This is a genomic window from Leucobacter chromiisoli (genome assembly GCF_016522505.1).
GTDB classification, from domain to species: domain Bacteria; phylum Actinomycetota; class Actinomycetes; order Actinomycetales; family Microbacteriaceae; genus Leucobacter; species Leucobacter chromiisoli.
Genome location: NZ_JAEHOH010000002.1, coordinates 24,192 through 39,445, shown reverse-complemented (window position 1 = coordinate 39,445; position 15,254 = coordinate 24,192). Strand labels below are relative to the sequence as shown.

At 70.8% G+C, this 15,254-nt stretch carries 12 protein-coding genes; 7 read left to right on the top strand and 5 right to left on the bottom strand.

The window, feature by feature from the left end; all coding sequences use genetic code 11:
- The 7 genes from JD276_RS15800 to hpaE all read left to right on the top strand — a co-directional run bounded on the left by JD276_RS15800 (position 1) and on the right by hpaE (position 7,155).
- Positions 1–825: an ABC transporter permease gene (locus JD276_RS15800; protein ID WP_200113567.1), complete on the top strand. Its 825-nt coding sequence runs from the start codon at positions 1–3 to the stop codon at positions 823–825.
- The gene (locus JD276_RS02390) at positions 825–1,598 is read left to right on the top strand and encodes an ABC transporter ATP-binding protein (RefSeq protein WP_200113566.1); all 774 of its coding nucleotides are present in this window, start codon (positions 825–827) and stop codon (positions 1,596–1,598) included. Before JD276_RS15800 ends, JD276_RS02390 begins: the two co-directional genes overlap by 1 nt.
- A complete protein-coding gene (locus JD276_RS02385) occupies positions 1,595–2,416 on the top strand; it encodes an ABC transporter permease (RefSeq protein ID WP_200113565.1) in 822 nt (273 codons plus the stop codon). Before JD276_RS02390 ends, JD276_RS02385 begins: the two co-directional genes overlap by 4 nt.
- A gap of 104 nt (positions 2,417–2,520) precedes the next feature.
- Positions 2,521–3,306, top strand: a complete 786-nt coding sequence (gene hpaH / locus JD276_RS02380; protein ID WP_200113564.1) for a 2-oxo-hept-4-ene-1,7-dioate hydratase — start codon at positions 2,521–2,523, stop codon at positions 3,304–3,306.
- Positions 3,291–4,121, top strand: a complete 831-nt coding sequence (locus tag JD276_RS02375; protein ID WP_200113563.1) for an HpcH/HpaI aldolase family protein — start codon at positions 3,291–3,293, stop codon at positions 4,119–4,121. Before hpaH ends, JD276_RS02375 begins: the two co-directional genes overlap by 16 nt.
- Positions 4,122–4,137: 16 nt before the next feature.
- On the top strand, positions 4,138–5,610 hold the full coding sequence (locus tag JD276_RS02370; RefSeq protein WP_200113653.1) for a fumarylacetoacetate hydrolase family protein: 1,473 nt from the start codon (positions 4,138–4,140) through the stop codon (positions 5,608–5,610).
- Between the two features lie 42 nt (positions 5,611–5,652).
- Positions 5,653–7,155 carry a 5-carboxymethyl-2-hydroxymuconate semialdehyde dehydrogenase gene (gene hpaE / locus JD276_RS02365; RefSeq protein WP_200113562.1) on the top strand — a complete coding sequence of 501 codons (1,503 nt, stop codon included), beginning with the start codon at positions 5,653–5,655 and terminating at the stop codon, positions 7,153–7,155.
- 95 nt (positions 7,156–7,250) lie between these two features.
- On the opposite strand, the gene typA is transcribed toward hpaE, so the two are convergent.
- The 5 genes from typA to JD276_RS02340 all read right to left on the bottom strand — a co-directional run bounded on the left by typA (position 7,251) and on the right by JD276_RS02340 (position 15,240).
- The gene (gene typA, locus JD276_RS02360; RefSeq protein ID WP_200113560.1) at positions 7,251–9,155 is read right to left on the bottom strand and encodes a translational GTPase TypA; all 1,905 of its coding nucleotides are present in this window, start codon (positions 9,153–9,155) and stop codon (positions 7,251–7,253) included.
- Positions 9,156–9,297: 142 nt separating this feature from the next.
- A complete protein-coding gene (locus tag JD276_RS16395; RefSeq protein ID WP_200113558.1) occupies positions 9,298–11,487 on the bottom strand; it encodes a glycosyltransferase in 2,190 nt (729 codons plus the stop codon).
- A gap of 66 nt (positions 11,488–11,553) precedes the next feature.
- Positions 11,554–13,341 carry a dipeptide ABC transporter ATP-binding protein gene (locus tag JD276_RS02350; RefSeq protein WP_200113557.1) on the bottom strand — a complete coding sequence of 596 codons (1,788 nt, stop codon included), beginning with the start codon at positions 13,339–13,341 and terminating at the stop codon, positions 11,554–11,556.
- On the bottom strand, positions 13,338–14,321 hold the full coding sequence (locus tag JD276_RS02345) for an ABC transporter permease (protein ID WP_200113555.1): 984 nt from the start codon (positions 14,319–14,321) through the stop codon (positions 13,338–13,340). Before JD276_RS02345 ends, JD276_RS02350 begins: the two co-directional genes overlap by 4 nt.
- Entirely contained in the window at positions 14,314–15,240 is a 927-nt protein-coding gene (locus tag JD276_RS02340) for an ABC transporter permease (RefSeq protein WP_200113553.1), read from the bottom strand. The genes JD276_RS02345 and JD276_RS02340 overlap by 8 nt, the downstream gene beginning before the upstream one ends.
- Between the last annotated feature and the right edge of the window lie 14 nt (positions 15,241–15,254).

Sequence of the window (15,254 nt, the reverse complement as noted above, 5' to 3'; positions counted from 1 at the left end):
GTGACCACCAATACGCTTCCGGCCGCCTCGCGGCCGCAGACGAAGCCGATCGAGATCCTGCATCTCGGCCGGACGGTGCGGCCGACGACGACGGTGCTGCTCCGGCTCGCGGCCATCGCCCTGTTCGCGGGGCTGTGGGAGATCGGGGCCCGGTCGGCCGACTCGATCCTGATCCCCACGTTCTCCGACACCATGGTCGGCCTGTTCGACATGATGTTCGTCACGGGCGAGCTCTGGCCGGCCCTCGGCGTCAGCAACCTGGCGCTCGTCATCGGCTACGCGACCGCGGTCGTCATCGCCGTGCCGCTCGGGCTCGCGATGGCCCGCTGGCAGGCCGTCGACCGGCTCCTCTCCCCCATCACCGCGGCCACGATCGCGCTGCCGATCTCCCCACTCATCCCCATCATCCTCGTCGCCTTCGGCCTCGGAATGCTCCCGAAGGTGCTGGTCATCGTCCTGTTCGCCTGGGTGTACATCCTCACCAACGTGCGCGCCGGCGTCCGCACCGTTCCGCGGACCCTCAGCGAGATGGCGCGGAGCTTCGGGGCCGGCGAGGGGCGGGTCTGGGCGAGGATCCTCATCCCCGGCGCGGTGCCCGCGATCTTCTCGGGGCTGCGCATCGGCCTGAGCCGCGCGTTCGCCGGGATGGTGATCGTCGAGCTCATCATGCTCCCCGTCGGCATCGGCCAGAGCATGCTCGACTACCGCGGCACGTTCCAATCCGACCTGCTCTACGCCACGACGATCGCCGTGGTGCTGGAGGCCGTGCTCCTGGCGACGCTGATGCAGACCTTCGAGCGCCGACTCATGAAGTGGAAGAAATAATGATCGAAGTACGGGATCTCACGCACCGCTACGTCACCGAGGGCCGCGGAGAGACGCTCGCGCTGTCGGACGTCAACCTGACGATCGGGAACAACGAGTTCATCACCCTGCTGGGCCCGTCGGGCTGCGGCAAGACCACGCTGATGCGGGCGATCGGCGGGCTCGAGAACCCCACCGAGGGCACCGTCGAGGTCAACGGATCCCGGGTCAAGGGGCCGAACCTCGACTGCTCGGTGGTGTTCCAGAACTTCGCGCTGCTGCCCTGGGCGACCATTCTCGACAACACCGCCTTCGGCCTCGAGATGCGGGGCCGCTCCAAGCGGGAGGCGCGCGAGATCGCGCGGGAGTTCATCGCCAAGGTGGGTCTGACGGGTTTCGAGGACAAGTATCCGAAGGAGCTCTCTGGCGGCATGCAGCAGCGCGTCGGGCTCGCGCGGGCCCTCGCCGTCGACACCCCCGTCATCCTCATGGACGAGCCCTTCGGCGCCCTCGACCAGCAGACCCGCCGCTACATGCAGGAGGAGCTGCTCAAGATCTGGGAGAACGACAAGAAGACGGTGGTCTTCGTCACGCACGACATGGAGGAGGCGGTGCTGCTCGCCGACCGCGTCGTGCTCATGTCGGCTAGGCCGGGCCGGGTCGAGGAGGTCATCCCGGTCGACATCCCCCGCCCCCGCAACCAGGAGGGCATCGAGCGCACGCCGGAGTTCGTCGACCTCAAGGAGCACCTCTGGCAGCGCCTGCGCGACATGTACCGGATGGGCGCGAAATGACCTCCACGCTCACGCGCCAGTTGGCGATCGCCGATCCGGACGCGCCGCGCCCCTCACGTCGGCCGCTGCCGGTCCGGATCCTGCGCGCCGTCGTGCTCGACTGGGGATCGCTGATCCTCCTCGGCATCGTCTGGGAGATCCTCGGCCACGCACTCCGGCTGACCTGGCTGCCCCCGCTCAGCTCCGTCGTCGTCGAGCTCGTCCGCCTCTTCGCCGGCGAGGACTTCCTCGGCTACCTGCTGTCGAGCCTGTCGATGTTCGCGATCGGCCTGGTCCTCGCCGTCGCGGTCGGCCTCGTCGTCGGCACGCTCATGGGCCTGTCGTCGCGGGTCTACGCGGCGCTCGACATCTACGTCAACGCGCTCATGGTGACGCCGTCGCTGATCTTCGCGCCGATCCTGTTCGCGATCTTCGGACTCTCGGACATCACCAGGATCTCGGTGGTCTTCCTCTACGGGGTGTTCGTGATCATCATCAACACCTCGGCCGGGATCCGCACCGTCGACCAGCCGCTGCTCGACATGGCGGCCTCGTACGGAGCGCGACCGTGGGCGACCGTGCGGCGCGTCGTGATCCCCGCGGCGTTCCCCCTCACGGTCGCCGGGCTCCGGCTCGCCGTCGGGCGGTGCGTCAAGGGCATGATCAACGGCGAGATGTTCATCGCGCTCGTCGGCATCGGCGGTGTCGTCTCGACGGCCAGCAAGTCGCACAACTACAGCGCGGTCTGGGCGATCTCCCTGCTGCTCATGCTGATCGCGATCCTGCTCAACCAGGTCGTCAGCCGGGCCGAGAAGAAGTTCACCAGCTGGGTCGGCTGACGGGGGCGCGCCGCCCGGCGCGCCCCCGCGGACCCCGCGCGCATCACCCACACCCGCGTCCATCGGCGCACCCGCATCAGACACCAGAGACTACGGAGGGCCCGGTGCTCGACCAGACCCAGATCCAATCCATCGCCGGCGAGCTCGTGCAGGCGGATCGCGACCGCAGCGTGATCCCGCACCTCACGAGCCGCTACCCCGGCATGACCGTCGACGACTCGTACGCGATCCAGAAGCTGTGGTCGGATCGCCGCGTCCAGGAGGGCGCGAGACTCGTCGGCCACAAGATCGGCCTCACCTCGAAGGTCATGCAGGCGGCGACCGGCATCTCGGAGCCCGACTACGGCGTCATCCACGACGACATGGTCTACGAGTCGGGCGCCACGCTCGAGTTCGACCGCTTCTCGAACGTGCGCATCGAGGTCGAGCTGGCGTTCAAGCTCGCCGAACCGCTCGCGGGCCCCGACGTCACCATCTTCGACGTGCTGAACGCCACCGACTACGTGATGCCCGCCCTCGAAGTGCTGAACTCGCACATCGAGCTCGAGGGGCGCACGATCGTCGACACCATCAGCGACAACGCAGCCCTCGGGGCGATGGTGCTGGGCGGCCGCCCGGTGCGCGTCGACGATCTCGACCTGCGCTGGGCCTCGGCGCTCCTCTACCGCAACCAGACCGTCGAGGACTCCGGCGTCGCCGGCGCCGTCCTCGGCCACCCCGCGATGGGGGTGGCCTGGCTGGCCAACAAGCTGGCCCAGCACGGTCAGTCGCTCGGCGCGGGGGAGATCGTGCTCGCGGGATCGTTCACGAGGCCGATGTGGGTGGAGCGGGGCGACTCCGTGCACGCCGACTACGGCAGGCTGGGGGCGGTGACGTGCCGATTCGCCTAGAGCTCCCCGCGACGATGCGCGAACGGCTCGCGGCGAGCGAGCGGCCGCTGATCGGCCTCTGGGCCTGCGCCGGCAGTCCGATCACCGCCGAGATCGTCGCCGGCAGCGGCTGCGACTGGGTGCTGCTCGACGCCGAGCACTCCCCCAACGGGCTCGAGTCCGTGCTCGCGCAGCTCCACGCGATGTCGGCCTACCCGGTCGCGCCCCTCGTGCGGCCGCCGTCCGGCGACGTCGTGACGATCAAGCGGTTCCTCGACCTCGGCGCCCAGAACCTGCTCGTCCCGATGGTCGACTCCGTCGAGCAGGCGGCCGGGATCGTGCGGGCCGTCCGCTACCCCGACGGGGCGGGGGGCGGTGTGCGCGGCGTGGGCTCCGCGCTCTCGAGGTCGGCCCGGTGGAACCGGGTGGAGGGATACCTCGGCCGCGCGGACGAGACCCTCAGCCTCACCGTGCAGATCGAGTCCGCCGCGGCCGTCGCCGACGTCGAGCGGATCGCGGCCGTCGACGGCGTCGACGCGCTCTTCGCCGGCCCCTCGGATCTCGCCGCCTCGATGGGGCTGCTCGGCCGGCAGGATCACCCCGACGTCGTGGCGGCCGTGCTGCGCACGATCGCCGCCGGGCGCGCGGCGGGCACACCGGTCGGCGTGAACGCGTTCGTCCCGTCAGCCGCCGAGCGGTACCTGGAGGCCGGAGCGGCCTTCGTGGCCGTGGGCGCCGACGTGGCGATCCTCGCCCGTCAGACCGAGGCGCTCGTCGACCGCTTCGCCGCGCTGGCCGGCGGATCCGGATCGGAGGCCGCCCGCGATGACTACTGACCGAGACGAGGAGCCCATGACCTACGGAATCCCCACGCCCGGCAAGATCATCGCCGTGCACCTGAACTACCCGTCGCGCGCCGCCCAGCGCGGGCGCACCCCGGCCTTCCCGTCGTACTTCTTCAAGCCCGCCTCCTCGCTCGCGCCCTCGGGCGCCGGCATCGAACGGCCTGCGGGCGCCGAGCTGCTCGCGTTCGAGGGCGAGATCGCCCTCGTCATCGGCGAGCCGGCGCGCCGGGTCGCGCCCGAGGAGGGGTGGCGGCACGTGGCCGCCGTGACCGCGGCGAACGACTTCGGCCTCTACGACCTGCGCGCCGCCGACAAGGGCTCGAACGTCCGCAGCAAGGGCGGCGACGGCTTCACGCCGATCGGCCCGGCCGCGGTTCCCGCGGAGGGTCTCGGAGCGGGCGACTGGCGGGTGCGCACCTGGGTGAACGGGGCGCTCGTGCAGGAGGACACGTCCGACACCCTCCTCTTCCCGTTCGGCCAGCTCGTCGCCGACCTCTCGCAGCACATGACGCTCGAGCGCGGCGACGTGATCCTCACCGGCACCCCGGCGGGCTCCTCGGTCGTCGTGCCGGGAGACGTCGTCGAGGTCGAGGTCGACGCACCGGACGTGCCCGGGGCCCCCACGACCGGACGCCTCGTCACGACGGTGACGCAGGGCCTCGAACCGTTCGGGGACTTCGGCCACCGGCCGGCCGCCGACGACCGGCAGCGGGCCGAGGCATGGGGCGATGCGCGGGGCGATGAGCCTCCGCACCCGCTCACGCCGGAGGTCCGCGAGCTGCTCGACGGCGTCGCGGTCGCGACGGTCTCCGCGGCGCTGCGCAGGCGCGGCTACGTCGACGTCTTCATCGACGGCGTGCACCCGAACCACGAGGACGGGCGCGTCCTCGGAACGGCGAAGACGCTCCGCTTCATCCCGTTCCGACCCGACCTCTTCGCGGAGCACGGCGGCGGGTTCAACGCGCAGAAGCGCGCCTTCGACACGGTGCGGGAGGGCGAGGTGCTCGTCATCGAGGCCCGCGGCCTGTCCGAGACCGGCACGGTCGGCGACGTGCTCGCCCTTCGAGCGCAGGTGCGCGGCGCCGCCGGCATCGTCACCGACGGAGGGGTGCGCGACTTCGCCGCGGTGCGGGAGTTCGACATCCCCGTCTTCTCGAAGGGCGCGCACCCGAGCGTGCTCGGCCGCCGCCATGTGCCGTGGGAGGTCGACGTCACGGTCGCCTGCGGTGGCGCAGCGGTGCAGCCCGGCGACGTGATCTTCGGAGACCGCGACGGCGTGATCGTGATCCCGCCGTCGCTCGTCGCCGAGGTCGCGGCCGAGGCCGCCGCCCAGGAGCGCGCCGACACCTGGGTCGCCGAGCAGGTCGCCGCGGGCGCCCCGGTCGACGGCCTCTTCCCCATGAACGCCGAGTGGCGAGCGCGCTACGACCGGGAGACCGGCGTCGACCCGCAGCAGCATCGCCCGTCGGGCTCCGCCTGACCGGCCGTACCCATCCGCAATCAGCATCAGGAGGCTTCAGCCATGACCCAGAACGCACCGGCAGGGCTGCCGGATCGGATCCGCCACTTCATCGACGGCGAGTCCGTCGACTCCGTCGGGGGCGAGGAGTTCGACGTGCTCGACCCGACCTCGAACGAGGTCTACATCCGCGCCGCCGCGGGGCAGGCGGCCGACATCGACCGCGCCGTCGCCGCCGCGCGGCGCGCCTTCGCCGAGGGCCCCTGGCCGAGGATGCTGCCGCGCGAGCGCTCCCGCATCCTGCACCGCGTCGCGGACATCGTGGAGTCGCGCGACGCCCGGCTCGCCGAGCTCGAGAGCTTCGACTCGGGCCTGCCCATCACGCAGGCCCGGGGACAGGCCCGCCGCGCCGCCGAGAACTTCCGCTTCTTCGCCGACCTCATCGTGGCGCAGCACGACGACGCATTCCAGGTGCCCGGGCGGCAGATGAACTACGTGAACCGCAAGCCCATCGGCGTCGCCGGGCTCATCACCCCGTGGAACACGCCGTTCATGCTCGAGTCGTGGAAGCTCGGGCCGGCGCTCGCGACGGGCAACACCGTCGTGCTCAAGCCCGCGGAGTTCACGCCCCTGTCGGCGTCGCTGTGGGCGGAGATCTTCCGCGAGGCCGGCGTGCCCGACGGCGTCTTCAACCTCGTCAACGGGCGCGGAGAGGAGGCGGGCGACGCCCTCGTGAAGCACCCCGACGTGCCCCTCATCTCCTTCACCGGAGAGAGCCGCACCGGCCAGATCATCTTCGCGAACGCCGCGCCCCACCTCAAGGGGCTGTCGATGGAGCTCGGCGGCAAGAGCCCCGCGATCGTCTTCGCCGACGCCGACCTCGATGCGGCGCTCGACGCGACCGTCTTCGGCGTGTTCAGCCTGAACGGCGAGCGGTGCACGGCGGGCAGCCGCATCCTCGTGCAGCGCGGGATCTACGACGAGTTCGTCGAGCGCTACGCCGAGCGCGCGAGGAACGTCGTGGTGGGCCCGCCCTCGGATCCCGCCACCGAGGTCGGCGCGCTCGTGCACCCGGAGCACTACGAGAAGGTGATGGGCTACGTCGAGATCGGCAAGGGCGAGGGCCGCCTCGTCGCCGGAGGCGGCAGGCCTGAGGGCTTCCCGACCGGCAACTACGTCGCGCCGACCGTCTTCGCCGACGTCGCGCCCGGCGCCCGCATCTTCCAGGAGGAGATCTTCGGCCCCGTCGTCGCCATCACGCCCTTCGACACCGACGAGGAGGCGCTGGCGCTCGCGAACGACACCAAGTACGGCCTGGCGGCGTACATCTGGACCTCGGACCTCAAGCGCTCGCACAACTTCGCGCAGCAGGTCGAGGCGGGCATGGTGTGGCTGAACTCGAACAACGTGCGCGATCTGCGCACGCCGTTCGGCGGCGTGAAGGCCTCGGGCCTCGGCCACGAGGGCGGGTACCGCTCGATCGACTTCTACACCGACCAGCAGGCCGTGCACGTCACGCTGAACGAGGCCCACTCCCCGAGGTTCGGCGCCGCCGCGGGGGCGTAGCGGCGTCGAACCTCGGCGGCGGGGCGCGGCGGTCTCGCGCCGTCGTCGCGGCGACGCGGAACCTCGGCCGAGCGGCGCCGCCGCGCGGGAGGCGCCTACTTCTGGTTCTTCAGGCGCGACGCCGCGCGCGCCCGGAGCGAGGCCTCGAGCTCCACCTTGCGGATGCGCACGTGCTCGGGGGTGACCTCGACGCACTCGTCCTCGCGGGCGAACTCGAGGCACTCCTCGAGCGTGAGCTGCCGCGGGGGCGTCATCGACTCGAAGGTGTCGGCCGTCGAGGAGCGCATGTTCGTGAGCTTCTTCTCCTTGGTGATGTTCACGTCCATGTCCTCGGAGCGGGAGTTCTCGCCGATGACCATGCCCTCGTACACCTCCTCGGCGGGCTGCACGAAGAACGACATGCGCTCCTGCAGGTTCATGATCGCGAAGGGCGTCGCGACGCCGGCGCGATCCGCCACGATGGAGCCGTTGTTGCGGGTCGTGATGACCCCGGCCCACTCGTCGTAGCCGTGGGAGATGGCGTTCGCGATGCCGGTGCCGCGCGTGATCGTCATGAACTCGGAGCGGAAGCCGATGAGGCCGCGCGAGGGGACGATGAACTCCATGCGCACCCAGCCGGTGCCGTGGTTCGTCATGTTCTCCATGCGGCCCTTGCGCGCGGCGAGCAGCTGGGTGATCGCGCCGAGGTGCTCCTCGGGGGTGTCGATCGTGAGGTGCTCGAAGGGCTCGTGCGTCTTGCCGTTCACCTCGCGGGTCACGACCTGCGGCTTGCCGACCGTCAGCTCGAAGCCCTCGCGGCGCATGTTCTCGACGAGGATCGCGAGCGCGAGCTCGCCGCGGCCCTGCACCTCCCAGGCGTCGGGGCGGCCGGTGTCGAGCACGCGCAGCGACACGTTGCCGATGAGCTCGCGGTCGAGGCGGTCCTTGATCATGCGGGCGGTGAGCTTGTGTCCCTTCACCTTGCCGACGAGCGGCGAGGTGTTCGCGCCGATCGTCATCGAGATCGCGGGCTCGTCGACCGTGATGGTCGGCAGCGGCCGCACGTCCTCGGCGTCGGCGATGGTCTCGCCGATGGTGATGTCCTCGATGCCCGCGATCGCGACGATGTCGCCGGGGCCCGCCTTCTCGGCCGGGTAGCGGGTGAGAGCCTTCGTCAGCATGAGCTCGGTGATGCGCACGTTCTGCACGCTGCCGTCCTGCTTGACCCACGCGACGGTCTCGCCCTTGCGGATCCAGCCGTTGTGCACGCGCAGCAGCGCGATGCGGCCGAGGAACGGCGACGAGTCGAGGTTGGTGACGTGCGCCTGCAGGGGGTGCTCGTCGTCGTACGACGGCGCCGGGACGCGCTCGAGGATCGTCTGGAACAGCGGCTCGAGGTCGGGGTTGTCGGGCAGCTCGCCGTCGGTCGGGCGGGTGTGCGACGCGGCTCCCGCGCGGCCCGAGAGGTAGACGGTGGGCACGTCGAGCACCGCGTCGACGTCGATCTCGGGGTGATCCTCGGAGAGGTCGGAGGCGAGGCCGAGCAGCAGGTCCTGAGCCTCGCCCTCGACCTCCTCGATGCGCGCGTCGGGGCGGTCGGTCTTGTTGACCGCGAGGATCACGGGCAGCTTCGCCTCGAGCGCCTTGCGCAGCACGAAGCGGGTCTGCGGCAGCGGCCCCTCGGAGGCGTCGACGAGCAGCACCACGCCGTCGACCATCGACAGCGCGCGCTCGACCTCGCCGCCGAAATCGGCGTGTCCGGGGGTGTCGACGACGTTGATGACGATGGGGCCGTTCTGCGCGTGCTCGCCCTCGTAGGTGATGGCCGTGTTCTTGGCCAGGATCGTGATGCCCTTCTCGCGCTCGAGGTCGTTCGAGTCCATCACGCGATCGTCGACATCGGCGTGGGCGTCGAACGAGTTCGTCTGCTTCAGCATGGCGTCGACGAGAGTGGTCTTGCCGTGGTCGACGTGTGCGACGATGGCGACGTTACGGAGGTCTTCGCGGGTGGCGAGAGCCATAGAGGTGGAATCCTTACGAGATCGGCGTGAGTGCCGGCGGCGTGGGATGCGGCCGCCGTGCGCGGGCACGACGACGGAAGCCGACGTACCAGTCTAACCGACGCCGCCTGCGAGTGGGCATAATTCGTCTCCCGGCACCGGATCAGGTGGCGCCGGGATCCCTCCGCCACTCCTGGATGACCGTGCGCGGGCCCTCCCAGACGGAGGCGGGCTCGAGGCCCGCGGCGACGAGGGCCGCGAGATCCGGCGCGCGCTGGCCGTCGTCGAGCGCGGTGGGCGAGACGTACCAGACCCGGTCCGCAGCCGCGAGGGCCGGGCCGAGCGAGCCGACCGGTGCGCGCTCATCGAAGAGCGCCGGCCGCTCCCGGTAGGGCGTGACGAGCGCGACGTCGTCGAGCGCCGCCAGCCGATCCGGGTGCACCACCCGCATCAGGCTCGGCCACGTGCGGTAGTCGACCGGCTCGGAGTAGAGAACGGCGTCGCCGGGCTCCGCGCGCGCCGCCAGCTCGGCCGAGGCCAGCGGCCAGTCGGCCCCCTTCGCGGTGAGCTCTCGGTATCCGAGGAAGCTCGGGATGCCGAGCGCCGCGACGAGCACGGCCCCCGCGAGGCTCGTCCAGGATCGGAAGGCACGGCGCAGCAGCTCGGCGAGCAGCACGCAGAACGCGGGCGCGCAGACGACCAGCGCGCGCGGCTGGTAGATCGTCGGGGAGATCCACGAGAAGACCACGACCGCCGCGGTCGGAAGGATCAGCCACGGCAGCACGAGAGCCAGCACCGGCCGGATCCCCGCCGTTGGCGCGAGCTTTGTCCCGGCCGACGCCCGTCGCGCGGCGAGCCCGATGACGGCGACGAGCAGCAGGGCCCAGGCCGCGATCGCCTGGGGCACGTTCCGGTGGAAGAACTCCGACACGAAGACGTGCAGCCACGTGCGCGCGCCGATCTCGAAGGTGCCGCCGAGCTGGCTCCGCTGCGAGACCACCTCGAGCAGCAGCGGCGCGCTGAGCACGCCCGCGGTCGCCATCGCCGCCCACAGCGCCGCGCGCCCGCGCCGCGCCCCGCCGCTCATGGCGACGGACGCGGCGTGCGCCGCGACGACGAGGGCGGTGAATGCGTAGAGGTGGATGCCGAACAGCGCGAGCAGTCCGTAGGCGATCGGCCAACCGCGCCGCTCCGAGCGGAGCGCGCGCACGAGCAGCAGAGTCAGCACCGTTGCGACCAGCGTCGCCAGGGCGAAGGAGCGCGCCTCGGTCTCCATCCAGGAGGTCCGGGCGAGGCCGAGGAACAGCAGCGCCGCCGCGCACGAGGGCAGGCGGGGGCCGAAGCGGCGGGCGAGCAGGTAGACGGCAGCGACCGTGAGCGCGACCGCCGCGGCGGAGGGCGCCCGCAGCGCGAACGGATCCGGCCCGGCGAGCGCCGCGATCGGGTGGAGCAGCAGGTAGAAGAGACCGTGCACGGCGTCGACCTCGCCCGTCATCCGCCACAGCTCCGCCGGAGAACGGACGGCGCCCGAGTAGGTGGCCGCCTCGTCGTACCAGAACGAGGGGACCGCGATCCCGAGGCAGGCGACGAGGAAGGAGCCGAGCGCGAGGGCCGCGGCGATCGTCGTATCGGCGGCGGCCGACGCGGGGCGGGCCGAACCGCCGAACCGCAGGGCCGCCACCTGGCCGATGAAGCGCGCGCCCTGCCGCAGCGAGGCCTTCGAATCCCCGGCCCGGCGCTCGGCGAACCGGAAGGGCACCTCGGCCACCCGCAGCTGCTGCCGCGCCAGGATCTCGAGCAGGATCTTGAAGCCGCGCGGCCGCAGGGCGGCGGCGTCGAAGCGTCGACGGTCCACGAGGAAGAAGCCGGTCATGGGGTCGGAGCAGTCCCGCAGGCGGCCGGGGAACAGCGCCCGGGCGAGGAGCGTCGCCAGGCGCGAGACGCCGACGCGGAGGCGCCCGGCGAGGCCGGCCGCGGCGCCGTCTCCGACGTAGCGGGAGGCCACCACCACGTCGACGTCGCCGCGTCTGAACCGCTCGTGGATGCGCGGCACGTCCTCGGGCGGGTGCTGCAGGTCGCCGTCCATGACGAGGCAGGCGTCGGAGCGCGCCGCGCGGATCCCGTGGAGCACCGCGCCGCCGAGGCCGCCCTCGGGTCGTTCCCGGTGGATGAGGCGCACCGGAAGCGCGGCCTCCGCCGCCGCGGCCTCGATCGCCTGCGGCGTATCGTCCGTCGAGTCGTCGACGAAGACCACCTCGCAGTCGATGCCGCGGCACGCCTCGCCCAGGCGCGCGACGAGCTCGGCCACGTTGGGCGACTCGTTGCAGGTCGGGACGACGATCGTCAGATCCATGTGCGTCAGCTTCTCACGTACGCACCCGTCCCCGTGTGCACCCGTCCCTGCCCGTACGAGGGGCGGCTAGAGACCCAGCTCGATGTGCGCGCCCGGGATCGCCGCGAGCAGGTTCTTCGTGTACTCCTGCTGCGGGTTCTCGAAGACCTCCGAGGTGGTCGCCTGCTCCACGATCCTGCCGCGCTGCATCACGCACACGCGGTCCGCGATGAGGCGCACCACCGCGAGGTCGTGCGTGATGAACAGGTACGTCAGCCCGAGATCGCGCTGCAGCTCGGCGAGCAGCTCGAGGATCTGCGCCTGCACCAGCACATCGAGCGCCGACACGGCCTCGTCGAGCACGAGGATGTCGGGCTTCAGCGCGAGCCCGCGCGCCACGGCGACCCGCTGGCGCTGACCGCCCGAGAGCTCGTTCGGGTAGCGCGATGCGAGCTCCCTCGGCAGCGAGACCTGGTCGAGCAGCTCGTACACGCGGGCCTTCCGGCTCGCCGCATCGCCCACCTTGTGCACGTTCAGGGGCTCCATGATGGTGTTGCCGATGTTGTGCAACGGGTCGAGCGAGCCGTAGGGATCCTGGAACACCGGCTGCAGCGTGCGCCGCAGGTCGAAGAGCTGCCTGGCCCCCAGCTTGGAGGTGTCCTGGCCCTCGATCGTGATCGAGCCCGAGGTCGGCTCCTCGAGGTGGAGCACCATCTTCGCGATGGTCGACTTGCCCGAGCCCGACTCGCCGACGAGCGCCATGGTCTCGCCGCGGTTGATCGTGAACGTGGCGTTCGAGACCGCCGCGAAGTCCTCGTGCCCGAAGTTGCCCTTGCGCAGCTTGTAGACCTTCGTCAGGTCCTTGACCTCGATGAGGGGCTCGCCTCGCCGCTGAGCCTGCGGCTCGGCCTCCGCGATGGCGGCGACGTCGAAGCTCTCGACCGGGGCCTCCGGCAGCACGGCGTCCGAGCCGATGCGACGGGAGGCGAGGCTCGGCGCCGCCGAGACAAGGCGCTTCGTGTAGGGGTGCCGCGGCCGCTGCAGGATCTCGCGGCTCGGCCCCGACTCCACGATGTTGCCCTTGTACATGACGATGAGCTTCTCGGCGCGCTCGGCCGCGAGCCCGAGGTCGTGGGTGATGAACACGACCGCCGTGCCCATCTCGCTCGTGAGCTTCGCGAGATGGTCGAGCACCACCCGCTGCACGGTGACGTCGAGCGCCGAGGTCGGCTCGTCCGCGATGAGCAGGTCGGGGCTCGCCGCGAGGCCGATGCCGATGAGGGCCCGCTGCTTCATGCCGCCCGAGAACTGGTGCGGATACTGCTTCATCCGCTTCTCGGCGTCGCTCAGGCCGGCCTGCTCGAGCACCTCGATCGCGCGCTCCCTGACGGCCTTCCGGCCCTTGGCGAGCCCGTTCGCGCGGACGGCCTCCTCCACCTGGAAGCCGACCGACCACACCGGGTTGAGGTTCGACATCGGATCCTGCGGCACGAGACCGATCTCGCGCCCGCGCACCGCCTCCATGTCGCGGCGGCCGATGCCGACGAGCTCGCGCCCCTTCCACTTCACCGAGCCGCCCGTGATCCGGCCGGTACCGGGCAGAAGGTCGATGACGGCGTGCATGGTGGTCGATTTGCCCGACCCCGACTCGCCGACGATGGCGACCGTCTCTCCCGGGTACACGTCGAAGTCGAGCCCGTGCACGACCTCGTTCATCTCCTTCTTGGCCTTGAACGCGACCTTCAGGTCGCGCACGCTCAGGATCGGCTCGGCGTGAGCGGGAGCCCCCTGGCCGGTGGCCGCCTGGACAGGCGCCGCGTGGTTCGGCGATTCGTGGTTCGGCACTGCACCGGTCTCCTGTGTCTGGTCGTTCATCGGCGCGCCCTCGCCTTCGGGTCGAGCGCGTCGCGCACGACCTCGCCGAGCAGGATGAACCCGAGCACGGTGGCCGTCAGCGCGAGCGACGGATAGATGAGCGGCATGGGGTCGGTGCGCAGCGACAGCTGGGCCGCGCTGATGTCGTTGCCCCAGCTGATGTAGTCGCCCGGGGGCAGGCCCACGCCGAGGAACGAGAGCGTGGCCTCCGCGACGATCGCCGAGGCGAGCGACAGGGTGGTCACCACGATCGCCGGCGCGAGCGCGTTCGGCAGCACGTGGCGCACCAGCGTCGCGAGGCGCGAGAGGCCGAGCGACTCGGCGGCCATGACGAAGTCGGCGTTCTTCACCCTGAGGATCTCGCTGCGGACGATGCGAGCGGTGATGGGCCACTGGAAGCCGCCGATCGCGAAGGCGATCACGAGCGGATTGCGGTAGTCCTGCATCACGCTCATCACGACGACCGCCGCGAGGATGTAGGGGATCGAGAAGAAGATGTCGCCGATGCGCGAGAGCACGGTGTCGACGCTGCCGCCGAAGAACCCGGCGAGCGCCCCCATCACGGTGCCGAGCACGAAGGTGATGACGATCACGATGAGGCCGACCGACACCGAGGTGGACGCACCGTAGACGATGCGGGCGTAGACGTCGTACCCCTGCTTGCTGAAGCCGAGCGGGTGGCCGGGGGCCGGCGCGCCGTTCGAGTTGGCCAGCGAGCTCGCGCGCGGATCCACCTGGGTGAAGAGTCCCGGGAAGAGCGCGACGAGCGCGACGACCAGGATGATGGCGACCGAGATCCAGAACATGGGCCGACGGCGCATGTCGCGCCAGGCGTCGAGCCACAGGTTGGATTTCTGCTCCTTGACGCGCACCGCGTCGACGGCGGCGACCGGCGTCTCGTCGAACGGGGCGACGAAGTGCTCGGCCCGGGGCCGCGGTGCGGGGGTCGGGGCGTGGGAGGGTGTGCGTGAATCAGGCATAGCGGATCCTCGGGTCGAGCACGGCGTACAGCAGATCGACGACCAGGTTGACGCCGAGATAGATGAGCACCATCAGCGTGACGAACGACACCACGGTCGAGTTCTCGCCCTTCAGGATCGCCTGGAAGAGCACGTTGCCGACGCCCGGCACGTTGAAGATGCCCTCCGTGACGGTCGCGCCGACCATGAGCACGCCGAAGTCGGTGGCCGTGTTGGTGATGGTCGGGATGAGCGAGTTGCGCAGCACGTGCACCGGGATCACGCGGCTGCGGCTGAGGCCCTTGGCGTAGGCCGTGCGCACGAAGTCCTGGTTCAGGGTGTCGATCACCGAGGATCGGGTGAGGCGCATGCTGGTCGCGTACAGGCTGACGCCGAGCACGATCGCCGGCAGCAGCAGATCCTGGACCGGGGCGCCCGCGCCCACCGTCGGCTTGAACCAGCCGAGCTTCAGCCCGAGGCCGAACTGCGCGAGGAACGCGATCACGAAGATCGGGATGCTCAGGAAGAGCAGGCCGATGATGAGGTTGACGTTGTCGAACAGCTTGCCCTTGCGGAGCCCCGAGAACAGGCCGATGATCACCGCGAGCACGAGCTCGATGGCGATCGCCATGGCGGCGAGCTTGATTGTGACCGGGAAGGTGCGGCCCAGGATCTGCGAGACCGGCTCGCCCGAGAAGCTGATGCCGAAGTCGCCGACGAAGATGCCCTTGAGGTAGAGCAGGTACTGCACGAAGAAGGGCTTGTCGAGGTTGTACTGCTCGCGCACCCGCTCGAGCACGGCCGGGCTCGGCTGCTTGTCGCCGAACATCGCGGCGACCGGATCGCCCGGCATGGCGAAGACCATGAAGTAGATGAGGAACGTGGTGCCCAGCAGGACGGGCACCACCTGGAGGATGCGGAAGAGGACGTATCTCAGCATGCGCCGCTCCTCCC

What these genes read in the sequence shown, in the direction of transcription:
- JD276_RS02390 (WP_200113566.1), top strand. Translation starts at nt 825, where the DNA reads ATGATCGAAGTACGGGATCTCACGCACCGCTACGTCACCGAGGGCCGC.
- JD276_RS02385 (WP_200113565.1), top strand. Translation starts at nt 1,595, where the DNA reads ATGACCTCCACGCTCACGCGCCAGTTGGCGATCGCCGATCCGGACGCG.
- JD276_RS02370 (WP_200113653.1), top strand. Translation starts at nt 4,138, where the DNA reads ATGACCTACGGAATCCCCACGCCCGGCAAGATCATCGCCGTGCACCTG.
- hpaE (WP_200113562.1), top strand. Translation starts at nt 5,653, where the DNA reads ATGACCCAGAACGCACCGGCAGGGCTGCCGGATCGGATCCGCCACTTC.
- typA (WP_200113560.1), bottom strand. Translation starts at nt 9,155, where the DNA reads ATGGCTCTCGCCACCCGCGAAGACCTCCGTAACGTCGCCATCGTCGCA.
- JD276_RS16395 (WP_200113558.1), bottom strand. Translation starts at nt 11,487, where the DNA reads ATGGATCTGACGATCGTCGTCCCGACCTGCAACGAGTCGCCCAACGTG.
- JD276_RS02350 (WP_200113557.1), bottom strand. Translation starts at nt 13,341, where the DNA reads ATGAACGACCAGACACAGGAGACCGGTGCAGTGCCGAACCACGAATCG.
- JD276_RS02345 (WP_200113555.1), bottom strand. Translation starts at nt 14,321, where the DNA reads ATGCCTGATTCACGCACACCCTCCCACGCCCCGACCCCCGCACCGCGG.
- JD276_RS02340 (WP_200113553.1), bottom strand. Translation starts at nt 15,240, where the DNA reads ATGCTGAGATACGTCCTCTTCCGCATCCTCCAGGTGGTGCCCGTCCTG.